This is a genomic window from Lysinibacillus sphaericus OT4b.31, from assembly GCF_000392615.1.
Taxonomy (GTDB): Bacteria; Bacillota; Bacilli; order Bacillales_A; family Planococcaceae; genus Lysinibacillus; species Lysinibacillus sphaericus_B.
In genome coordinates, this window is record NZ_KB933398.1 from 2518628 (window position 1) to 2540617 (window position 21990).

Genomic DNA, 21990 nt, shown 5'->3' on the forward strand with positions numbered 1-21990 from the left:
TCACAAGATGAATAAATAATAATATTATGTAAACTTGAAACGTTTGAAAACCTTGTTTATGATAGGAAAGAGGAAAGATGCTTAAATAGAAAGTTTTGGTGAACGTATGCGAAAAAAGATGCTCATAATCGGCGCGGCAAGTCTGCTATTAACAGGCTGTGGCGATCAATCGGTTGCTGAAATGTTTAAATCGGAAAAGGCACAAGTAAAAACGGAAAAGTCTGTGAGTAATTCAGAACAAAAGATTGTACCAGAGGTAAAAGTCGTTGGGGAGAACGGTATCGGTGCAGGTATTATTGTGAAACAGGAGCCGAATATGCTCTATATTGTGACGAATGGTGCACTTGTTGCTTCGAAGCCTACTGCACTCGTACAACTTAGTAACGATAAAACAGTTGCTGCTGATGTTTACTATATGTCTACTGCTTATAATATCGCGATTTTACAAGTTAAGTACAAAGCTTCAGTAAATGTGCCAGTTGTCTATAGTGGTGAATTAAATAAGCTGGCTGTTTATGTGGACGGCTTACCACACACCATCAATAAATATAGCGATAGAGTAGCTGCCTATTATGTAGATGCGGATGAAGAATTGCCACTCGGAAGCCCAGTAATGGCAGCAGAGAATGGTGAAATCGTGGGCATTTATTTTAATCGACGGCACAACGGCGCTTCACAACCATACATACTGCCATTTAAAGATATTGCACAGTTATTAGATGAATGGATTGCAGAGGGGATGAAAACAAAGGATCGCTTATCACAATCCAAAAACTTGTACCCTTATATTGAAGAAGGGGATAAAGAGGGCGTCAAACAAGCGGTAGAAAAGTACGGTAAAAATGTTTTTGCTTACAATGCCGATGAAGTGAAAATTTTTATTGATACTTTTCATGAACATTTAAAAGCTGCCGTCACAATCAATGATGCCAGTGTGATGAAAAAAGTAACGGGTGCAGATGATTTACAAAGTACTATGGATAGCATGGTAGCTTACTACGCATCAAAAAATGCAAAAATCCACTTTTCAAATACAAATATTAAAAGTATTGACATGGTAGGACAAAATATTGTGGTACGAGCAAAAACAGAGTACGTGCTGACAAATTCAGCGGGGCAGGAGGCACTTGCCAACTCCCTGATGAAATATGAAATTTTCAAAAATGAACAGGGCGAATATAAGCTTATTCGTCTTACTGCTGAGGAGTGAGGTATAGAATGGAGCAAGCAAGACAAATGTTACAACACCACTTTGGCTACGATTCATTTCGCATAGGACAGGCACAAATTATAGAGCAGGCCTTAAGTGGGCAGTCAAGTCTTTGCGTGATGCCAACGGGCGGTGGGAAATCCATTTGCTATCAAATTCCTGCACTGATGTCAGAGGGGATTACAATTGTCATTTCACCGCTAATTTCACTTATGCAAGATCAGGTAGAATCGTTACGTGCAGCAAATATACCTGCTGCTTACATCAATAGTACGTTAACAGCTCAGGAAGTAGATGAAACGATGCAGTTAGCGAGTGCAGGTTATTTAAAGTTGCTCTATATTGCCCCAGAGCGACTAGAAAGTACATCGTTTTTACAAGCACTATCTCATTTTAATGTCCCTTTAGTTGCCGTTGATGAGGCGCATTGTATATCCCAGTGGGGCCATGATTTCCGACCAAGCTATCGTGCCATTCAAAAGTTATTTACATTGTGGTCTCACAAGCCGACTGTTTTAGCACTTACTGCGACTGCAACACCCGCTGTGTGCGAAGATATTCGACAATTATTAGATATTGACGAGCAAGCGACAGTCATTACCGGCTTTGCACGTGAAAATCTGTCTTTTTCAGTGTTAATTGGTGAAAACAAAGAACGTTTTATAAAAAATTATATTGAAAAAAACAATAATGAAGTGGGCATTATTTATGCGGCGACTAGGAAAGCGGTAGACGGGTTGTATGAGGTGTTATCTCGCTCTGGTGTATCTGTTGCTAAATATCATGCAGGGTTATCTGAGGACATGCGTATGTCTGAGCAAGAACGCTTTTTGAAGGATGAAGCCCGCATCATGGTGGCAACCAATGCATTTGGTATGGGAATTGATAAGAGTAATGTCCGTTTTGTTATTCATTATCAAATGCCACGTAATATGGAGAGTTATTATCAGGAAGCGGGTCGTGCAGGTCGTGACGGTTTGCCAAGTGCTTGTATTCTGCTTTATGCATCTGGAGATGTCCAGACACAACGTTTTTTAATCGAGCAAACACAAGATGAAACTCGAATTGCCCAAGAGTTAGCAAAGCTTCAAACCATGGTGGATTATTGTCACACAGAAGGTTGTTTGCAAAATGCCATTTTAACTTATTTTGGTGAGGTAGCAGGTGAGCCGTGTGAACGGTGCAGTAATTGTAATGATGGACGTGAAGTGAAGGATGTAACGCTAGAGGCGCAAAAGGTATTAGCCTGTGTTGTGCGCATGGGACAGAAATTTGGTAAAACGATGGTGGCGCAAGTTTTAATTGGCTCAAAAAACCAAAAAGTCTTGGAATTTGGTTTTACCAGACTGTCGACATATGGCATCTTAAAAGGTCATTCTTCCAAGGAAGTATCGAACTTTATTGAGTTTTTAATTGCGGAGGGGTTACTTGCCGTCAAGCATGGCACGTTTCCGACGATTTATGTTTCTGAAGAAGGCAAAGCAGTGCTGCTTGGCGAACACCAAGTAATGCGAAAAGAAGCCGTCACTGTACGTAAGCTTGCAGAGAATGATCCATTGTTTGAGCATTTACGACTGTTGAGAAAAGAAATTGCTGATGAGGAAAGTGTGCCACCGTTTGTTGTATTCTCTGATAAGACATTGCGTGAGTTATGTGATAAAAAACCTACAGCGCTAGAAGGACTTCGAAACGTCAGTGGTATTGGGGAAGTGAAATTTGAGAAATATGGCAAACGTTTCTTCGATGCATTACAAGCTTTTACGGAGTAAAGGGATGAATGCGCTTATTTACAAGCCAAGCAACTTCAAGAATATCCAAATGGTTTGACATTATAAATATAAACATGAAACAGACTAGAAGCTGGTGTCTCAATTTTTTTTGGAGACAGCCAGCTTCTTTCTGTATAGATGAAAATTTTCACTTAAATTTATTTTTCAACTGGAACGTCGACTACGAGCTGTGGAGCTGTTTTTTACCTGTTGATGACACAAGCCGCCTTGATAACAAATCATAGAATCGATATCAAAGTTCAAGAATTTTTGCAACTTTTTGTGTTTTCTAAAGCTAGGTGAGTGGGTCTTAGGACAAATAAAAAGAATCCATTGTGAAAAATGGATTCTCATTCAGTAGATGGCAGGCTGGGTTTTATCAATGATGGGAATGTACGGCACACTTGGCTTTATTTCTCCCAATGTTGCGCGATAAATGTATCACGTCCTGAGACAGTACGATCTTGCTGATAATGTTCGGGTTCTTTTTTATAGTAATCCTGATGGTAATCTTCCGCTGGATAGAAGTGTTGGGCATCACGAATAATGGTTACAATAGGCTTATCAAAGCGACCACTTGTAGCAAGCTTTTCCTTCGATGCTTCCGCCATATGCTTTTGTTCTTCCGTATAGGTAAAAATGGCTGTTGCATAAGAAGCACCACGGTCATGGAATTGACCATATGCATCGGTTGGATCAATTTGCATCCAGTAGATATCCAACAGTTGTTCATAGCTAAAAATGGCTGAATCGAATTCAATTTCAACCACTTCTAAATGGCCAGATGTGCCTTTTTTTACATCTTCATAGGTTGGGTTTTCTACATGACCACCCATATAGCCAGAAGTGACTTTATGTATACCATCCCACTCAACGAACGGCTTTACCATACACCAAAAACAACCACCTGCAAATGTAGCTTTTTCAATCATTACACTCATCCTCTCTTTCGTGAAAATAGTATAGCATTATTTTGCTCATTACTGGTAAATTAGGTGTAGAATAACGGGTAGATAGGTTTTACGAGGTTAGAAGTATAAAAAATGAAACTTTACGTACTTTCAATCGTTACATTACTATAAAAAATAGAGGAGTCATGGAGTTATGGAAGAAGAAGAATATACAAGACGCTCGCAACGTCCAAAAAAACGCCGGTTACGGAAAGGGCGAGCAATTTTTACTTGCTTAGTGCTTTGTGTCATTGTAATAGCTGTTTATTCGGTCATGCAATATCGAAGCGGTTTACAATTAGCATCGGATACCAAAGTGCTGCAGGAGGATTTTACCGGTGATCAAGTGCAGGGCGATATTGAAAACTATTTGTTATTAGGTGTGGATACACGCGGTGAAGAAAAATCACGCACGGATACAATGATGGTATTGTCTTGGAATAAATCATCTAATGATGTGAAGCTTGTGTCGTTTATGCGTGATATTTATGCAGATATACCTGGCTATCAGTCCTATAAATTAAACACAGCCTACTATTTAGATGGTGTCCAACTGTTAAAGGACACCATTAGCAATATGTTTGGATTACCCATTCATCATTATGCACTGGTGGATTTTAAAAATTTTGAATCACTCGTTGATATTTTAGCACCAGATGGTATTGAAATGGATGTAGAAAAGGATATGTCTGAAAAAATTGGCGTTACGCTTACGCAGGGTGTGCACCAATTAAATGGCAAGGAATTACTCGGTTATGCGCGATTCCGCCAAGATGCCGAAGGAGACTTCGGACGAGTAGCACGTCAGCAGAAAGTAATTGAAGCATTGAAAAATGAAATATTAGCACCTCAAAACCTCCTGCACTTGCCGAAATTCGTTGGTGCTGCACAGGGCTATATAACAACAGATTATTCATCAGCTGGTGAAATTCAGCAAGTACTAAAGATGGTATCGAAAGGGAAAGTATCGATTGAGAAAGCAACAGTGCCGATTGAAGGTAGCTATGATTTCCAAAACTTTAGCCACGCTGGCTCTGCGATTGTAATAGATGAAGAAAAAAACAAAGAATTTTTACGTGAATTTTTAGGCATTTCTTTAGAGTGATTTTTCGCAAAAGCCAACATTATCCTGTAATATAAAGGGAGAGCAATTGGATTGGGGTGAGTATATGGAAAAAGAAAGACCAAAAGAGCGGTCAAATTTGTTTTCGACGAAATTTATTCGCTTTCTAGGTGGTAAAAACTTATTATTTACGCTGTTTATTTTATTATTACTCGCATGTGTTATTTTCATGTTTGATAAAGTTTCCTTTATATTTACCCCGCTTCAAGTATTATTTGAAGTAGTTATCTTACCAGGGGTACTAGCAGTCATCGCATACTATTTATTGCGTCCATTACTCGCCATTTTAGAAAACTGGCGGATTCCAAGAATTTGGGGCATCTTAATTTTATATATTGGTGTTCTAGGCGTGCTTACTTTACTTGTCGTGCTTGTCTATCCATTTTTGCGTGAACAATTCACCAATTTAGCCCAGGAATTCCCCGTGTATTTTATGGCACTAACGCAAAAAATTGTGGATTATCTGAATAATTCACGTATTAATGAGTACCTAGATAACATTAACTTTAACTATGAACAAGTTGTTACGAATTTTACAACAGATATAGTCGAAACAGTGAAAGACACTGCGGCCAATTTAGCACAAGGTGTCGCTACAGGCATTACCGGCTTTTTATCTACATTAACAGGGATTATTCTATCACTTGTAACGGTACCATTTATTTTATTCTACCTATTAAAGGATGGCGAAAACTTACCGAAGTTTGTCATTAAGATTTGCCCTCCACGTATGCGTAAAGGTTTACATGAGGTTTTGCACGATATGGACAAACAAATTAGTTCGTACATACAGGGTCAAATTTTAGTATCCATGTGCATCGGAGCAATGGTAACGATTGGTTTCTTGATCATCGGTATGAAGTACGCGTTGTTACTTGGCTTCCTTGCGATGATTACGAGTGTAGTGCCATACCTAGGGCCCGTTATTGCGATCACGCCCGCAGCGATCATTGCGCTTGTGACATCACCATTCATGCTTATCAAACTCGCGATAGTATGGACAGTTGTTCAGCTAATTGAAGGTAAATTTATTTCTCCGCAAATTATGGGGAAATCGCTGAGTATCCATCCTATTTCCATTATTTTTGTCTTGTTAACAGCAGGTTCCTTATTCGGCGTGCCGGGTGTCATCTTAGGGATTCCAGGCTACGCAATCTTAAAAGTATTTGTCAGTCATATGTTTAGACTATTTAAACAGCGTTACAACCGCTATGAGGACGAGACACATAAAAAATACGATGTGTGAGTTAAAACAGCTGCTACGGCTTGTAGCAGCTGTTTTTATTGGATAAAGAAAAATAGCAATCATCACATTATTTCCTGTTGACCGTCAACAGTAAAACCCTTCCAATACGCAGCATGTTGGAAGGGTTTTACTGTTTTTAAAGGATGCTTAATGAGCGGGTTTATTGTTAGCAATCATTGCACTTTCTAATGTACCGCCATGATAACAATAGTAGGTCTCTACATCCATCTCTTTAAGCAGTTTTAGCGATTGTTGTGCTGTTGCTATATCTAAACAAAAATGTGGATTTGCTACTGCCAACTCATTATTTTCTACGATGGCTGCATCACCAGTAATGATAGATTTTAATGCAGGAATATAGAGAGAGATATGTCCAGATGTATGCCCGGGCGTTGAAATAACTACACATTCATTGTTCACAATAAAATCACCATTGTTTACTACCTGGTCCACTTGCACATGTTTTAAATGTGTTAGTTGTTTGATAAATTCTTTTCCAAATGCCTGTTGACTAACTGGTAATTCTTCTAACATTTGCTCGGCTTGTATTAATCTTTCGGATTTAGTCGTTCCTTCAAGGGCATCTTTTTCAATTGCACTTGTAATAATGTGAAGGTGAGGATACTTCACTTTGAAATCAAATAACGAACCGATGTGATCATCATCATAATGTGTAACGATAATGTTTTTAAGCGTATTCAGGCTATAGCCTAGTTGAATGATTTGTTGTTCAATCATTGGCATAAACTGTGGATATCCAGTATCAACTAATGTTAAATCATTATCACATACAATCAACGTAGGATATATGTAATGCGTCTCGTTATTGTATGGATAGGCTATTTTTAATTCTTCTATTTTCAACATATTTTTTCCTCCATCCTGACCGATTGATGATGATATGCAAGTTGAATAGCATCGTGCCAAATGATACGTTGAGTATAGACGTACCTAGTAATATTTCCTAGTTACCGATGATACTATAAAAAAGGGTCTGTTCAACAGTCGACAAATCGACAATTGGACAGACCCGATGTTTTAGTAGTATTAACGTTATCGTTGAAGCTGTAATTGTACTTGTGCTAAACGATCTATTGCTTCTTGAAGTACTTCTTTCGGTTGTACCAAAGCTAAACGTAAATAGCCTTGTCCAGCAGTTCCGAATACCGTCCCAGGCACTGTGACAACGCCTACTTGCTCAATTAGTTTGAATGCAAGGTCTGTACAATCAACATCGTATGGATATTTTGCCCAGACAAACATTCCGCCATTCGAAGGGGCCGCATCCCAACCCAGGTCACGTAAGCCGTTCATCAAAGTTTTATGACGCTCAGAGAATGTTGCGCGCAGGCTTGCTGTGATGTCCTCTGCATGATCTAACGCGACTACTGCAGCGTCTTGAATCGGTTCAAAGATACCGAAATCTAAATTTGATTTAAGTTGCTTTAAAATTGCAATCATCTCAGCGTTCCCTGCGATATAGGCAATACGTGTCCCTGCTAAACTAAAGCTTTTTGATAGTGAGTTAATTTCCATGCCGACCTCTTTTGCTCCAGGGGCTGAAAGGAAACTAATTGGTCCTTCGCCTGTAAAGTAAAATTCTGAATAAGCAGCATCATGTAATACAATGACGTTATATTTTTTCGCAAAGGCAATCACTTTTGCAAAATAATCTAAAGAGGGCATTGCAGGGACTGGATTACCAGGTAAATTTAAAATAAGTAGCTTGGCCTTTTGCGCAATTTCTTCAGGCACAGCATCTAAATCTGGTAAAAAGTCATTGTCAGCTGTTTGTGGCATGTAATAAGGTGTAGCGCCTGCTAGATGGATTCCGGCATCGTAGGCAACGTAAGCTGGATTTGTGGATAGCACGATGTCTCCAGGGTCACAAAAAGCAATCGGTAAATGGACCAAGCCTTCTTGTGAGCCAACCGTTTGGATGATTTCACAAGTCGGATCTAAATCCACATTGTTACGTCTTTTGTAATACCGGCTAACAGCTTCATAAAAACGTTGTGTGCCAGTTAATGTGTAACCATATGATTCAGCTAGATTCGCTCTAAATGATAAATGTTCGCGAATTCTTTCATGTGGTGGAAGGTCAGGGCTCCCTAAACTTAAATCAATCATAGTCATGCCTTTTGCTTGTTGTTGTTTTGCGAAGTTTTTTAAGTCTCCAAAAATAGCCGGAGTAAATAATGTCATTTTTTTAGATGGTACGATTTTCAAACTAGTACACTCCTTATAGTTGTATAACAGAATAGTAGTACACATTTTATCATACTAAAGCGTATAAAGGGAAAGATATTCTGAAAAAAGAATATATTTTTGTAATGGAGAAGATGAGCGCTTAGGCTAGCGGAAATATTTTAGAACTCTTGGACCAAACTAAAGGAAATGAAGAAATTCTGTTATCATATTGCTAAGAGAAGGGGGAGTGGTTACATGAAAGTTTGTTCGTTAAGTGGACCTAGTGGAACAGGAAAAAGTACAAGCGCCCTTGTTTTTGCTCATAAAATAGGGAGTAAGGCCATTATTGATGATGGTTTACTTATCGTAAATGGTCTCAAAGTAGCGGGCATATCCGCAAAATTTGAGAAAAATACAATAACAGCGGTCCGACGTGCCATTTTTTCCGATGACGCACATTGTGAGGAAGTGAAAAAAGCACTCGGTACATATAACGTTCAATCGATTTTGCTAATTGGTACGTCCGATAAAATGACGAAAAGTATTGCCAAACGATTAGCGCTTGGGCCAATTACCATGTATTACTATGTAGAGGATGTCCGTTCACAAAAAGAAATCCAAAAAGCACGCTTTATTCGAGAAACACAGGGGAAACATGTAATGCCCATACCATATCGTCAAGTGGAGCAAAATTTCTTTAAACGATTGGTTCAAAAAGGGAAAGAGATTTTCTCCCCAAAACGCGAAAAGATTGGTGAAACAACAATCGTTCGACCAGATTTTCAACAACAATATATCGCCATAGAAAAACAAGTGTATGTGCAACTAATCGATTATTGCTGTACACAACAAGAAATTGTGCATAAAGTGGAACAAGTGCAATTTTTGCTGGGAGAGCAGGCTAAAGCTAACATTACGTTGCAACTAAAGCTGCCAATTAATTATGCATTACCAGAGCGTCTGTATCATATGCAAGAAGCGGTGCAAGCATCTTTTTATCAGCATTTTGGCTATGAACTCGATGCCATTCATCTTCATATTAAGTCAGTGATGTTAATGAGAAAGTAAAAACAGGTACTCTATTTGCCAAAAGGCGAGAAGAGTACCTGTTTTTTAGTTAGATTGACGCTTGAATTGTGGTTGGCGCTTTTCAACGAACGCAGCACAGCCTTCTGAAAAATCAGCTCCTACAAATGGTGTAGTACCTTGCCATAGTTGTGGCACACTATCTACACATTCTTGTACAGATTGCTTTACAGCAAGTAATGCTTGTGGAGACATGCCAGCGACTAGCTTCCCCATACGAATCATGTATTTATTCAAGTCTTTTTCAGCGACTAAATAATTTAACATGCCCAGCTTAAAGGCTTCTTCCGCTTTAAACATACGACCTGTGAATACGAGATCTTTCGTTGTAGAAGGGCCAACAAGTTGCACTAAGCGCTGAGCAAATTTGTTATTGAGGGTAATCCCCAATTTGCCCACTGGAATGCCTAATTTTGTTTTTTCAGAGCCAATGCGAATATCACAGGCTAAAGCTAGTTCCAAACCAGCACCCATCGCAGGTCCATTGATGACCCCGATTGTTGGAATGGGCAATCGTTCAATTGTTGAGATTGTTTTTTCCATATGTACAAACGCTTCTTCCGCTTGTTCAAGGGAAATGGAGTTGAATTCTTTAATATCAGAACCTGCTGTGAAGTTTTCTCCAGAACCCCGTAGGATAAGCACTTTATTTTTGGCATTATCTAATACTTGTAATGCAATCTTTGCTAATTGATCCCACATATTTGCCGTTAATGCATTTTTTGCCTGAGGACGATGGATTGTGATGATGGCAAGTCCAGCAGTTTCCTGATAGATAATTTTTGCATCTTCTGCTTCAAGTCGTGTCGTTCTTACTTGCATAATTGAATAGCCCCCTACATTAAGATAATACATTTATTATATAACACAAACGGCGATAAACACTAAATTATACGAATTTTCATGTAAATCCAGCTTGTTATACAAGAATAGAGTGATACTGATGAAAATGTATTACAATAGCACAAGTATAATTTACTATTGTAATAAAGCAAAAGATATGAGAAACTCTTGTGGGAACGTTTGTTTCTTTATTGCGAAAGGGGCATTTCCTAGTAGAAGAGTCGACGACTACAATATTACAGATTATCCGACGCTATAGTTATAATTATATACATTACACACACCTCAAGTTACTATGAAATAGAAAGAAAAATACCTGCACCAGCAAATAAGGAGGTATCTAGATGATCACATTAAGGGATGCTTGGGAAAGTTACTTATTATTATTAAGTTCTTTGAAGAAAAGTGCAGCAACGAAAAAGCAGTATAATTTAGATGGACAGCAATTTTTAGCATTTGCTAATGAGGAAAGCATCTTATATTTGGACAAACAATTCAAAGAATTATTATTTAAGTATAGTAGTTATCTAAAGGAAACATATCCAAATGTTAATACATACAATCATAAAATGGCTACACTTCGAAGTTTTGTAGAATTTGTATTTTTACGAGAGTGGGTTGAACCATTTGATTATGAAATGATTTTGCAACCTAAAAAGAGAGGGAAAGAGGCATTAAAGATACTGTCCAAAGAACAGTTAATCAAAATTATGGATGTATGGCCAACGTATTTTCAATATGCAAAAACAACGGAGCATGCATGGTTAGCAAGACGAAACGGCTGTATTGTCCAAATGTTACTGGAGACAGGGTGCAAACCAGCAGAGCTTGTACGCATGAAATGGACACAATTACATGCAGATGCGTCGCTAATCTATGTGTCGAACCAAAATGGCCGCAGAGAAATTCAACTTTCAACTATTCTAATTGAGATGTTAAAGCAATACAAAGAAGCAACTGCAGAAATTCATCAGGAGGAGGTTGGGGAATGGCTATGGGTAAGTGAAGCGAGCCAAACAAAATCCATTACAACAAAGACCGTGGAACGCATTTTTCAAACGATTTCAAAGGACATCGGGACAGCTGTTCGAGCAACCGATTTACGCTATACAGTTATGCAAAAGGCCTTGCAAAGTGAAAAAACAATCGAAAATATTCAACAAACAATGGGCTATGTCCGAAAGTGGGTATTAACTGAACGAGGTGGACGTTTTCAATAAAGCCTAGAAGGAAAAGTACGATCTGATGTGGTGGACTGTCAAAAGTCCGATTAGTTCAACTAAAAATCAGTGGGGATGAAGAAAACAATCCCTACTGATTGAAGTTTCACTTTTCGCTTTACACTAATTGCTGCATGCTATGTTACAAGTGATTTAAAGCTTTAACACTTACCTTGACTGATAAATCGTGTTTACCGCCAGTATAAACCCCTTCGACAGGGCTGATATCTGAGTAATCACGCCCGATGCATAAAATGATGTGATTTTCTAGTACTTCCACGTTGTTTGTTGGGTCTAAGCCAATCCACCCAATACCAGGAATCATCACTTCTACCCAAGCATGTGTAGCTATATCACCGATTAGACCAGAGTTTTCGTCAACGTATAAATAACCACTTACATAACGTGCGGGAATGCCTTTTGCACGTAAAACGGCAAGCATTACATGTGTGAAATCCTGACACACGCCTCGTTTTAAAATGAAAGCCTGACTTGCTGTGGTGGTTACGTTCGTTGCTTGTGGGTCATACTCAAATGTTGAATATATATATTGCATTAAATTAAGAGAAAATAATACCGGGTTTTCCGCATGACCAATTGCATGATAAACTTCCTCTAATTGTGCTTCAGTCATATAAGTAAAGCTAGTGGACTTTAAATAGGGTAAATAATGCTCATAAAAAAGTTGAGAATGGAATATTGTCTGCATCTCTGGTGAATATTGAATACGGTGAATAAATGGCGCTCTTTGAATACTAACTATAGATGTCGTCTGAATTTCTAGCTCCTGATGTTGCTCTGGGATATAAAAAGTTCCAACAGTATTGCCCCAAATATCTAAATGCTCGCGCGTGAGTGAAGAAGGTGTAATTGTAATACGATAGGTTAGTAATCGCTGCCGTTCATCGCTCCGAGGCTTTAAGCGGATTGTATTCAAACTTTGATCGACTTCAGACTCATATTGAAAAACATTTGTATGCTGAATTTCAAATTTCATAGTGTCCGCTTCCTTTTGATTACTGACTTGCATGTTGAAAGGGAGCTTTAAATTGTTTCTTTCAAGATTGTAGCCTGGGCTCATATAAATGATAAATTGTTGCAAATGTTTGACTAAAATCAGTACATTGCCACAATCTTTCCTCCATTGAAAAAATAGCTTCTTCTAATGTAATTGTCCATAAGTCTATATTTAGCATTGCCATTAATAAAGCTTTTAACGGATTATGGACTGCTAAAAATCGAGCGCTTTGATGGTCTTTTTCGATTTGCATAAAGGCATCTTCCAATTTTTTTAAACAAAACATGACGGAGCGCGGAAAATGTTCATCATGCAATAAATATTGAATGACACTAGCCAAGTTGGTTTGCCTGTGCTTTCGGAAGTAAGATTCTGTCGCTTTCGATAAATCCAGTAAAAATTCTCCGTCTGCTTCTTGTATGGAAGTAGTAAGTTGTTTTTGTTGCTCCAACATAATTAATACCATCCGAATCGTTTTTTCCGCCCGTTCAAGCCATTTTCCAACTTGAATAAAATAAAACGGTAATTCCCGTTCCATGGAACCTTCAATTAACCCTGTAACAGTCAAGGACGTCTTCCGAACATTTTGTAAAAAATAATTAAGTGATATTAGCGGAAAAGGCTTTTCCCGTTCGATGATTTCTTGCTGCAAGTACAAATAAAAAGAATTTTGCAATTCCCAAAGCTCAATGGGGATACTATCTCGTGTTATGCGAGCATTTTCTCGAACTGCACGCAAGGTTACAAGAAGGGCATTGCTATTTTTTTCGGAAAAAAGCAGATATTCAATAAGTGGATTGACGCGTCTAGATTCATAATACGACATAAATTCTTCCTTTGATGCACAAATTTCTAAAATGGCTTCCCAGTGATCGATATATTCATTTTCATTACCAGATTGCTCCAACATATTCAACAGCTGTACTTGTAATATATGTGCGTTCGTTTCTGTGCGTTCGCTATATCTTGCCATCCAATATAGTGCATCTGCTACTCGACTTAGCATGCTGCCATTCCTCCTTTAATATCCACGTATCCTTTGCGCCTCCACCTTGTGAAGAATTGACAACTAATGAACCTTCTTTTAGGGCAACGCGTGATAGACCACCCGGTAGTACATAAATGTCATCACCCTTCATGACATACACACGTAAATCAACATGGCAAGGATAGAATCGACCATCCTGATAAGCTGGGGCGCGTGACAATTGAATGGTTGGTTGAGCAATATATTGAGATGGATTTTCTAAAATTTTTTGCCGGAAAATAGCTAAATCCTCGTCACTAGCATGTGGACCGATCAGCATATCATAACCACCTGAGGCACTGACATTTTTAATAACAAGTTCGTGTAAATGATCGAGGACCCATGCTCGTTGCATATCATCATGTAGCAGATACGTTGTTACATTTTCTAATATTGGTTCCTCCTTTAAATAGTAACGGATCATATCAGGTACATATGTGTACATTGCCTTATCATCCGCTACACCATTACCTACAGCATTTAATATAGCAATATTACCGGCTTTATAGGCATCCATGATATGTGCTACACCTAATAACGAATCCTCACGGAATATTGCAGGGTCTAAAAAATCATCATCAATGCGGCGATAAATAATATCGATTTGTTCCAGCCCATGGATTGTCTTCATGTACACCTTGTCACCCTGTACAATTAAATCTCGCCCTTCTACAAGCGGAATATTCAGCTGTTGAGCTAAAAAGACGTGATCATAATAAGCCGAATTATACATGCCTGCTGTTAATAAGACAGCTTTAGGTTCAGCACTTGCCGCTAAATGACGGGGGCGATGCGCAAGGAGTGCTTTTTTCATAAACGCCATTTGTTTTTCAAGTGAAAGAATTGTATGCTTTGAGAAAAATTCAGGATACACTTCCTTCATGACATAGCGATTTTGAAATACATACGACATGCCAGAGGGATTACGCAAATTATCTTCTAATACTCTGTACACGCCATTTTCGTCGCGTATTAAATCGATGCCCGCTAAAAAAATGTGATTATCAATGGGTACTCGTACACCAAGCATTTCTTTAAAATAGTATGGATTGCTTTCTACGAGCCATTTCGGAATGACACCATCTTGTAGAATGAACTGTTCGTGATAGACATCATGTAAAAAACAATTCAAGGCTTCAACACGTTGTTGCATTCCCGCTTCGATTACTGTCCATTGCTGATGAGGAATAATGATCGGTACAAAATCGAAAGGCATTGTACGCTCCGTTCCACCTTGTGCACCATATACAGTAAAAGTAATACCTTGTCTAAGGAAGCTTGATTGGGCTTGTTGATTTTTCTCTTGTAGCTGTTCTTTTGAAAATGCACTTAACTTACGATGGAAGGACCGGTAATGTGGTTTAGGTTGATCTCCATCTAGCATTTCATCAAAAAACAAACCGGATTCGTACAATTTCATATAAGAATCGCCTCCAAATTTAAGTAGTAAGGAAAACGTGCTACACTTAGTAAGAAATACATAAAAGGAGCTAGTAAAATGACAATCATTAATCTAATGCAAGCATACGAGCTAGACAAACTTTCGAAGCTAGGTTTAACGGATGAGGAGATAGTACGCACTTTGCAATCTGGAGATGTAACAGTTTGGCAGGAAAAGGTACCTCAATTTGAATTTCATGAAACGCAAACTCTTTTTCAAGAGGGGGAACATTCGTTCCTTGATGCGTTGCATGGCAATTATCGTGTGAAGTATGTAACATTGCCAGGTATTCAACGTTTACTACAACTTCGCTTTCAACTAGAAGAAGGCGATGATTATCAATTATTAGAAACAGGCATTCAATATTTGTCCTGTAACGAGGAAATCGTGACAAAGCTACAACATATGCTATCAGCTAATTGGCATCTTTCGAAACATGTCGATGGAACCTATAGTATTTTTGTTAAATCATTAGGTTGAGCCAAATAATTCCACCTGCGTTATGAGACGATTCGACACGTATAGTTATCCAACTAGTTATTTTTCAAAGCGCCTCACAGCGTTTTTCCATCCTAGAGTTTAATATTCATATAGTTGGCTGTTTATGCTTAAAATCGATTTAATTTAATAAAAAACGTTAAAAAGATGATTATCTAGGGACTTAGTAAATCATCTTTTTTCTTCGTAAAAAAAATAGAACATTTGTTCCTTGTGGTTAAAAAGGGCACTTTTTTGCAATAAAGTTCCCAAATTTATATTTGGGAGCGTTTTTCGTGGTAAAATGGATCGTATAGAGGTGATTTTATGCAAAATACACAGCTCCCAAAAATAATGAAGGATTTCCTGGTGTACTTAACAACCATCAAAGGGAAATCCCAGCGAACGAGAAAGGAATATGAATACGATCTGACATTGTTTTTTCGTTTCCATATAGCCGTACAAAACGACATTGACACAACACAAATAGCTAAAATAAATATTGCTACCATTACAATAGAAGAAATCCGTGAAATCACACTGGAGGATCTCTATTTATTTATGGAGTATTGTGAAGTGCATCGTCAAAATTCCGCTGCTGCTAGAGCGCGAAAAGTGGCGACATTAAAATCGTTTTTTAAATACATTAAAGGAAAACGTCGTCTCATTGAGGAAAATCCAGCAGATGAATTAGAAACACCAAAAATAGCGCGCAGGAAACCAGTTTATATGAATATGGATGAGGCAAGTCAATTTATAGACGGCATTCAGCTGAATCGCGCTTCACCCCGAAACTATTGCATGATGATGTTTTTCTTGAATCTAGGTATTCGAGTAACGGAGCTTTGTCAGCTAAATCAATCATCGCTGCAAGGTAGATACCTAACAGTTACCGGCAAAGGTAATAAAGAGCGTACCGTGTATTTAAACGATAGTTGCATGCAGGCGCTTGTAGATTATGAGCAAAGTGGCAAGACAGCTTATAAGGGACAAGGTGATGAGCCTCTGTTTATATCTCAAAAGGGTACACGCTTTACACGACAAACAGTTGCAAAAATTGTGAAGCAAATTAACAAACAATCTGGGCTACAAAAAGAGAGGCTGACACCTCATAAGTTACGCCATACATCCGCTACTATGATGTATAAGGCAGGGGCAGATATACGAAGCCTGCAGCATATTCTGGGCCATTCAAGCGTTGCGACGACGCAAATATATACACATATTGAAGATGAAGAGTTGCAACAGGTACTTGAAAATAATCCGTTTAATATTGTGCGTGAAAGCGATAGTCGAATGTGACTATCGCTTTCATTTTTGAAAATTCCTATAAAATAATTGACGAACGAAACATTCTGTTATATATTAAATAGAAATAAAAACGACTGTTATAAAACAGTTTTAACCTAAGGAGGATTTTATTATGACAAAGTATCGTGATGGATATGAATTTTACTGTGAAATGTGTGAACGTTATGGTTTGGAGCCAATCTCATTCCGTTATTATGTAATCCAACTATCTCAAGAACAGTTATCTGCATATAACATGCAAGCAAAGCAATTAGGCATCTAATTATTATTGCACTAAAGGATGTGGTTACTACGGAAGTCGACGCGAATATTTTATAAAAAGCCCAGCCATACTAATAGATATGGACTGGGCTTTTATATTTTTTATGAGAAATATCTGAAAATTTATTATTGACTTAGTAATAATGCTGTTATATATTATTTTTACAATAATAATTTTGTTATAGTACAACATGACGTGAAATTGAAATGTCACATCATGAAGTGCCAGCAGTGTGATTTACCAATCAATTTCTACTATTATGTGCAACGGTGATTAGAAGTCTACTACAGCGCAACGTTATTTATGAAAGGAAGTTATTAGGATGACAGACTATCGAAAAGGCTATGAATTTTACCGACAAATGAGTGAAAAACATGGCTTGGAGCCAATTAATTTTCACTATTATATTTTAAACTTATCGCAAGAACAATTAGATGCATATAATGATGAACAGGCAAAAGCTTTGGGAGGTGAAATTGAATATGATGTGTCTTAACTTGTGAAATGCCTTACTGCCAAACTGTGACAGTAAGGCATTTTCAAATGATAGGCTGTTTATGATAAATAGCCTGATTTTTACATTACAGTTAGTACTAAGGTAATTGTTTTTTTGGAATAATAGTATTTGTAAAGTCACTATTTTTTGTCTAATTTATAGAAATCTATGAAATGCTGAAGATACAGATTTTAGATTTGGGTTGAATTAACTGCTTTTCTAAGACTATAATATAATTACATAAAAAAGGGCGATATACCACAACTTTATACCTCACTATATACATATAGCAAAAGTACCAAACCCATCTTATTTCAATGAACGGAGAATGAAAATGATGAATATCACGCCTGGTAGTATAAATCAAGTGAACTACAGCCTGAAGGAATTACAAGACATTTTTTCAGCAATGAACAGTTCAATCATTGTAGCGATTACAGACCGAACAGGGAGAATCACATTTGTTAATGATCATTTTTGTAAAATTTCTAAATATACGCGTGAAGAATTAATGGGCCAAGATCACCGGTTACTCAATTCAGGCTTCCATCCAAAGTCTTTCTTTAGAGAGATGTGGAAAACAATAGGAAAAGGGGATATGTGGAATGGTGAGGTATGCAACCGTGCTAAAGATGGTAGCCTATACTGGGTTAAAACGACGATTATCCCTTTCCTAGATGATAATGGTAAACCCTATCAATATATCGCTATCCGAGTTGATATTACCGCACAAAAAGACATAAAAAAAATAACCCACATTGCTTATCACGATGAATTAACAGGACTGCCAAACCGTCGTAAGTTAGAACAGCGTTTAGAAAATGAATTCCATCAATCCCGACGTACGAGTGAGAAGTTTGCGTTATTTTTCATTGATGTGAATCGTTTTAAAAACATTAATGACGGTCTGGGTCACATCATCGGGGATATGTTCCTTGTGGAAATGGCAAACCGTTTACGAAATATCGATCACACTGCCAATTCCTTTTATCGTCACAATAGTGATGAATTTGTCATGATATTAAATGATGTCAATCGAATAGAAGAGAAGGCAAAGGAAATTATTAGTGTTTTCGATGAGAGCTTTATCGTGGATACGTATGAATTTTATGCCAGCATTAGTATTGGGATTAGTGTCTTTCCAGACCATGCAAACTCCATTGAAGAGCTGCTAAAAAATGCTGATATAGCGATGTATGCTGCAAAAACCACACGTGGTAATCAGTATCGCTTGTATCGCCCGAATATGGATGAGTCGAATGATAAATGGCTATTACTAGAAACAAAACTACACCAGGCGCTAAAAAAGGATATTTTAGAATTACATTATCAACCGAAAATTGATTTAAAGACTGATAAAGTAGTTGGTATGGAGGCATTGCTTCGCTGGTATGACCCTGAACTAGGACAAATGCCACCAGATCGTTTTATTCCGTTTGCTGAAGAATGTGGACTTATTAATGATATTGGCGTATGGGTATTAGAGAAAGCTTGTGCTCAAGCTTATACCTGGAATCAAAGCCACCGCTTAAACTTACGAGTAGCAGTGAATATTTCACCGATTCATATTAGTACGTTTGGCTTTGTTGATATGGTACGTGGCGTACTTGCAGAAACAAAAATAGATCCGCATACACTAGAAATCGAAATTACGGAAATGAGCATGCTGGATTACACCGAAGATCTAATTAACACGATAGAGCAGTTACGATCACTCGGAATCACCATTTCTTTGGATGATTTTGGGACAGGCTATTCATCGCTCAATTACTTAAAGAAATTCCCGGTTGATGTGCTAAAGATCGATCGTGCTTTTGTACGTGACATCGTACCTGAAAAATCAGGGATTGCAATGATTTCCGCTATGATTTCATTAGCACATGCGTTAAACCTAAAAGTTGTAGCTGAAGGTGTCGAGGAAGAAGCTGAATTAAAGGTGCTGCGTGAACATGGCTGTGATTTTGTTCAAGGCTATTACTTTAGCAAACCGTTGTCAGTGGAGGACTTCATGAATTCAATTTTAAATAGTGCATCAGTATAAATTAACTTAACCATGTGCGTTTTACAAAAGAAGCCTTCACTTTTTTTATCCCATTATGTGGACATAAAAGTAAAGGCTTTTTGTTGAGGGCACAAAAATAAGGCTAAATAGATGGGTGCATTTTCCAAAAAAATGTTGCCGAAGAGCATTCAGGTTTTCTAAAGCCTCCAAAAACGGTAGGAGGCTTTTTTAGCATAGATTGAGGCCAATTAAGACCTTAAGAAAAGTATTTTTTTGCATAGGTACATGCCTATTGCAATTTAAAATGAGAAAATATAATATAAGTATATAGTTATATACGAATGTAATTACCTGTCTTTGGTTGGGGGATTTTATTTCAAACAATATATAAGTAAATGATTATATAAGGAGAGCAGATAAATGGAAAACACACGACTAGAAAAACAATTAAAAGCGACTGCAGATTTGAATCGTATTAAATTACTTGCATGCATGAAAAATGGGGAGGTTTGCGTATGTGATTTTGTGGATGTGCTAGGGATTTCACAACCAGCAGTTAGTCAGCATCTTCGAAAATTAAAGGAGGCAGGCATTATTACAGAACGCAAGGTTGGAACATGGAAACATTATCGTTTAGTGGAGGATCAAACGCCGCTGATGAAAGGTATTTTAGAACAAATTGAGCCGTTAACAGGATGCAATTGTGGCTCTGACTGTACACACATAGGGGAGGAAAATTAATGGGTAATGAATCTTTAACAAAACAGCTTTCGTTTTTAGATCGCTACTTAACGCTTTGGATTTTTGTTGCTATGGGTATTGGCGTTTTATTAAGTATTACCATGCCCACAATTGGCGAAGCATTAGAATCCATGTCTGTGGGTACAACATCCATACCGATTGCCATAGGGTTAATTGTTATGATGTATCCACCACTGGCAAAGGTTAAATATGAGGAAATGTGGCGTGTGTTTAAAGATTGGAAAGTACTTTTACTGTCACTTTTGCAAAACTGGCTACTTGGTCCGTTCTTAATGTTCTTTTTAGCGATACTCTTCTTGCATGATTATCCAGAGTATATGGCAGGACTCATTATGATTGGATTAGCTCGATGTATTGCCATGGTCATCGTGTGGAATGACCTAGCTCGTGGAGATCGAGAATATGTAGCTGGTCTAGTTGCCTTTAACTCCATTTTTCAGATTGTAACGTATTCGATTTTTGCCTACTTTTTCTTAAATGTTTTACCTGGTTGGTTTGGCTTAAAGAATTTCAATGTGTCCATTTCCATGTGGGAAATTACAAAGAGTGTCCTGATATACTTAGGGATACCATTTGCAGCCGGATTCTTAACCCGCTGGATAGGCATCAAAACAACAGGGAAACAGTGGTATGAGGAAAAACTTTTACCAAAGATTTCGCCACTAACTTTAATCGCACTGCTTTTCACCATTGTGATGATGTTTGCCTTAAAGGGTGAGCAACTAGTCGAATTACCACTTGATGTTGTACGTATAGCGATTCCATTATTTATTTACTTTGTGGTGATGTTTGCAGTATCATTCTTCTCTTCTCGTAAAGCTGGAGCATCTTATCCTGTCACTGCAGCCCTTTCTTTTACAGCTGCTAGTAATAACTTTGAGTTAGCCATTGCTGTAACTGTTGGTGTTTTTGGACTTCATAGTGGGGTGGCGTTTGCCGCTGTAATTGGTCCACTTGTCGAAGTACCCGTTCTTATTGGACTTGTATGGGTTGCCTTACGCTGGCAGAAAAAATATTTTAAAAACTAAGGAGCACTCAATATGACATGCACACTTTATTTCTTATGTACTGGGAACTCTTGTCGTAGTCAAATGGCTGACGGGTGGGCCAGAAAATTACTACCGAAAGATTGGACCGTAAAAAGCGCAAGCATTGAAGCACACGGCGTGAATTCGAATGCTATCAAAGCTATGTCAGAAGTAGGAATTGATATTTCGGATCATACATCTAATTTAACTGATTTTGAGACATTAAATAACGCAACACTTGTTGTTACGCTATGTAGTGATGCGACTGCTCAATGTCCGATGACGCCACCGCACGTTCGTCGTGAGCACTGGGGGTTTGAAGATCCTGCGAAAGCACCTGGGACAGATGAAGAAAAGTGGGCGGTTTTCCAAAATGTACGCGATGCAATAGGAAAACGCATTGAACAATTCGTAGCTGAGTAGCTGACATAAATTGAAGGAAATTCATGTTCATGAGCCAGCAATGAGCCGCTCTACAGGCTTATGTGGACCATCTACTGACACAGAACGAACGATTGTCTACTGTGAA

Annotated in this window: 21 protein-coding genes; 14 read left to right on the forward strand and 7 right to left on the reverse strand. The window is 38.0% G+C overall.

Annotated elements, in window-relative coordinates; all coding sequences use genetic code 11:
- Positions 1–106: 106 nt before the first annotated feature.
- Both H131_RS11570 and recQ read left to right on the forward strand, forming a co-directional pair.
- Positions 107–1210 (forward strand): TcaA NTF2-like domain-containing protein, encoded by a 1104-nt coding sequence (locus tag H131_RS11570; protein ID WP_010859324.1) that lies wholly within the window; start codon positions 107–109, stop codon positions 1208–1210.
- Positions 1211–1218: 8 nt separating this feature from the next.
- On the forward strand, positions 1219–2979 hold the full coding sequence (gene recQ / locus H131_RS11575; RefSeq protein ID WP_010859325.1) for a DNA helicase RecQ: 1761 nt from the start codon (positions 1219–1221) through the stop codon (positions 2977–2979).
- Between the two features lie 410 nt (positions 2980–3389).
- On the opposite strand, the gene msrA is transcribed toward recQ, so the two are convergent.
- Positions 3390–3911 carry a peptide-methionine (S)-S-oxide reductase MsrA gene (msrA, locus tag H131_RS11580; protein ID WP_010859326.1) on the reverse strand — a complete coding sequence of 174 codons (522 nt, stop codon included), beginning with the start codon at positions 3909–3911 and terminating at the stop codon, positions 3390–3392.
- 172 nt (positions 3912–4083) lie between these two features.
- On the opposite strand from msrA, the gene H131_RS11585 reads away from it, so the two are divergent.
- Positions 4084–5034, forward strand: coding sequence for an LCP family protein (locus H131_RS11585; protein ID WP_010859327.1), 951 nt, complete (start codon positions 4084–4086; stop codon positions 5032–5034).
- 64 nt (positions 5035–5098) lie between these two features.
- The gene (locus H131_RS11590) at positions 5099–6298 is read left to right on the forward strand and encodes an AI-2E family transporter (protein WP_036130177.1); all 1200 of its coding nucleotides are present in this window, start codon (positions 5099–5101) and stop codon (positions 6296–6298) included.
- A 147-nt stretch (positions 6299–6445) separates the two neighbouring features.
- Here H131_RS11590 and H131_RS11595 read toward each other — a convergent pair whose 3' ends face one another.
- Together H131_RS11595 and H131_RS11600 are read right to left on the reverse strand one after the other, a co-directional pair.
- Positions 6446–7162, reverse strand: a complete 717-nt coding sequence (locus H131_RS11595; RefSeq protein ID WP_051112194.1) for an MBL fold metallo-hydrolase — start codon at positions 7160–7162, stop codon at positions 6446–6448.
- Positions 7163–7351: 189 nt separating this feature from the next.
- Complete coding sequence (locus H131_RS11600; protein ID WP_010859330.1) at positions 7352–8527, reverse strand: aminotransferase class I/II-fold pyridoxal phosphate-dependent enzyme; 1176 nt, start codon at positions 8525–8527, stop codon at positions 7352–7354.
- 216 nt (positions 8528–8743) lie between these two features.
- On the opposite strand from H131_RS11600, the gene H131_RS11605 reads away from it, so the two are divergent.
- Positions 8744–9556 carry a nucleoside/nucleotide kinase family protein gene (locus H131_RS11605; RefSeq protein WP_010859331.1) on the forward strand — a complete coding sequence of 271 codons (813 nt, stop codon included), beginning with the start codon at positions 8744–8746 and terminating at the stop codon, positions 9554–9556.
- Positions 9557–9601: 45 nt separating this feature from the next.
- Here H131_RS11605 and H131_RS11610 read toward each other — a convergent pair whose 3' ends face one another.
- A complete protein-coding gene (locus H131_RS11610; protein ID WP_010859332.1) occupies positions 9602–10396 on the reverse strand; it encodes an enoyl-CoA hydratase/isomerase family protein in 795 nt (264 codons plus the stop codon).
- A 365-nt stretch (positions 10397–10761) separates the two neighbouring features.
- Here H131_RS11610 and H131_RS11615 point away from each other — a divergent pair, with 365 nt between their 5' ends.
- Positions 10762–11637, forward strand: a complete 876-nt coding sequence (locus H131_RS11615) for a tyrosine-type recombinase/integrase (RefSeq protein WP_010859333.1) — start codon at positions 10762–10764, stop codon at positions 11635–11637.
- 142 nt (positions 11638–11779) lie between these two features.
- Here H131_RS11615 and H131_RS11620 read toward each other — a convergent pair whose 3' ends face one another.
- The 3 genes from H131_RS11620 to H131_RS11630 form a co-directional block, all read right to left on the reverse strand.
- Positions 11780–12634 carry a transglutaminase family protein gene (locus H131_RS11620; RefSeq protein WP_010859334.1) on the reverse strand — a complete coding sequence of 285 codons (855 nt, stop codon included), beginning with the start codon at positions 12632–12634 and terminating at the stop codon, positions 11780–11782.
- Between the two features lie 61 nt (positions 12635–12695).
- Positions 12696–13661, reverse strand: coding sequence for an alpha-E domain-containing protein (locus tag H131_RS11625; RefSeq protein WP_010859335.1), 966 nt, complete (start codon positions 13659–13661; stop codon positions 12696–12698).
- Positions 13615–15102: a circularly permuted type 2 ATP-grasp protein gene (locus H131_RS11630; RefSeq protein WP_010859336.1), complete on the reverse strand. Its 1488-nt coding sequence runs from the start codon at positions 15100–15102 to the stop codon at positions 13615–13617. The genes H131_RS11625 and H131_RS11630 overlap by 47 nt, the downstream gene beginning before the upstream one ends.
- Before the next feature lie 78 nt (positions 15103–15180).
- Here H131_RS11630 and H131_RS11635 point away from each other — a divergent pair, with 78 nt between their 5' ends.
- The 8 genes from H131_RS11635 to arsC all read left to right on the forward strand — a co-directional run bounded on the left by H131_RS11635 (position 15181) and on the right by arsC (position 21884).
- A complete protein-coding gene (locus tag H131_RS11635; protein ID WP_010859337.1) occupies positions 15181–15603 on the forward strand; it encodes a hypothetical protein in 423 nt (140 codons plus the stop codon).
- A gap of 324 nt (positions 15604–15927) precedes the next feature.
- Positions 15928–16902, forward strand: coding sequence for a tyrosine recombinase XerC (locus H131_RS11640; protein WP_010859338.1), 975 nt, complete (start codon positions 15928–15930; stop codon positions 16900–16902).
- Positions 16903–17023: 121 nt separating this feature from the next.
- Positions 17024–17173 carry a hypothetical protein gene (locus tag H131_RS11645; protein ID WP_010859339.1) on the forward strand — a complete coding sequence of 50 codons (150 nt, stop codon included), beginning with the start codon at positions 17024–17026 and terminating at the stop codon, positions 17171–17173.
- A 322-nt stretch (positions 17174–17495) separates the two neighbouring features.
- Positions 17496–17669 (forward strand): hypothetical protein, encoded by a 174-nt coding sequence (locus tag H131_RS11650; protein ID WP_010859340.1) that lies wholly within the window; start codon positions 17496–17498, stop codon positions 17667–17669.
- Positions 17670–18003: 334 nt separating this feature from the next.
- Positions 18004–19710, forward strand: coding sequence for a putative bifunctional diguanylate cyclase/phosphodiesterase (locus tag H131_RS11655; RefSeq protein WP_036130181.1), 1707 nt, complete (start codon positions 18004–18006; stop codon positions 19708–19710).
- Between the two features lie 381 nt (positions 19711–20091).
- The gene (locus H131_RS11660) at positions 20092–20412 is read left to right on the forward strand and encodes an ArsR/SmtB family transcription factor (protein WP_010859342.1); all 321 of its coding nucleotides are present in this window, start codon (positions 20092–20094) and stop codon (positions 20410–20412) included.
- Positions 20412–21461 carry an ACR3 family arsenite efflux transporter gene (gene arsB, locus H131_RS11665; protein WP_036130184.1) on the forward strand — a complete coding sequence of 350 codons (1050 nt, stop codon included), beginning with the start codon at positions 20412–20414 and terminating at the stop codon, positions 21459–21461. The genes H131_RS11660 and arsB overlap by 1 nt, the downstream gene beginning before the upstream one ends.
- A 12-nt stretch (positions 21462–21473) precedes the next feature.
- A complete protein-coding gene (arsC, locus tag H131_RS11670; RefSeq protein WP_010859344.1) occupies positions 21474–21884 on the forward strand; it encodes an arsenate reductase (thioredoxin) in 411 nt (136 codons plus the stop codon).
- Positions 21885–21990 lie beyond the last annotated feature (106 nt).

Bases quoted from the DNA above. Each gene is read 5' to 3' on its own strand.
- H131_RS11570 (WP_010859324.1), top strand. From the start codon at position 107: ATGCGAAAAAAGATGCTCATAATCGGCGCGGCAAGTCTGCTATTAACA.
- recQ (WP_010859325.1), top strand. From the start codon at position 1,219: ATGGAGCAAGCAAGACAAATGTTACAACACCACTTTGGCTACGATTCA.
- msrA (WP_010859326.1), bottom strand. From the start codon at position 3,911: ATGATTGAAAAAGCTACATTTGCAGGTGGTTGTTTTTGGTGTATGGTA.
- H131_RS11585 (WP_010859327.1), top strand. From the start codon at position 4,084: ATGGAAGAAGAAGAATATACAAGACGCTCGCAACGTCCAAAAAAACGC.
- H131_RS11590 (WP_036130177.1), top strand. From the start codon at position 5,099: ATGGAAAAAGAAAGACCAAAAGAGCGGTCAAATTTGTTTTCGACGAAA.
- H131_RS11605 (WP_010859331.1), top strand. From the start codon at position 8,744: ATGAAAGTTTGTTCGTTAAGTGGACCTAGTGGAACAGGAAAAAGTACA.
- H131_RS11610 (WP_010859332.1), bottom strand. From the start codon at position 10,396: ATGCAAGTAAGAACGACACGACTTGAAGCAGAAGATGCAAAAATTATC.
- H131_RS11615 (WP_010859333.1), top strand. From the start codon at position 10,762: ATGATCACATTAAGGGATGCTTGGGAAAGTTACTTATTATTATTAAGT.
- H131_RS11620 (WP_010859334.1), bottom strand. From the start codon at position 12,634: ATGAAATTTGAAATTCAGCATACAAATGTTTTTCAATATGAGTCTGAA.
- H131_RS11625 (WP_010859335.1), bottom strand. From the start codon at position 13,661: ATGCTAAGTCGAGTAGCAGATGCACTATATTGGATGGCAAGATATAGC.
- H131_RS11630 (WP_010859336.1), bottom strand. From the start codon at position 15,102: ATGAAATTGTACGAATCCGGTTTGTTTTTTGATGAAATGCTAGATGGA.
- H131_RS11635 (WP_010859337.1), top strand. From the start codon at position 15,181: ATGACAATCATTAATCTAATGCAAGCATACGAGCTAGACAAACTTTCG.
- H131_RS11640 (WP_010859338.1), top strand. From the start codon at position 15,928: ATGCAAAATACACAGCTCCCAAAAATAATGAAGGATTTCCTGGTGTAC.
- H131_RS11645 (WP_010859339.1), top strand. From the start codon at position 17,024: ATGACAAAGTATCGTGATGGATATGAATTTTACTGTGAAATGTGTGAA.
- H131_RS11650 (WP_010859340.1), top strand. From the start codon at position 17,496: ATGACAGACTATCGAAAAGGCTATGAATTTTACCGACAAATGAGTGAA.
- H131_RS11655 (WP_036130181.1), top strand. From the start codon at position 18,004: ATGATGAATATCACGCCTGGTAGTATAAATCAAGTGAACTACAGCCTG.
- H131_RS11660 (WP_010859342.1), top strand. From the start codon at position 20,092: ATGGAAAACACACGACTAGAAAAACAATTAAAAGCGACTGCAGATTTG.
- arsB (WP_036130184.1), top strand. From the start codon at position 20,412: ATGGGTAATGAATCTTTAACAAAACAGCTTTCGTTTTTAGATCGCTAC.
- arsC (WP_010859344.1), top strand. From the start codon at position 21,474: ATGACATGCACACTTTATTTCTTATGTACTGGGAACTCTTGTCGTAGT.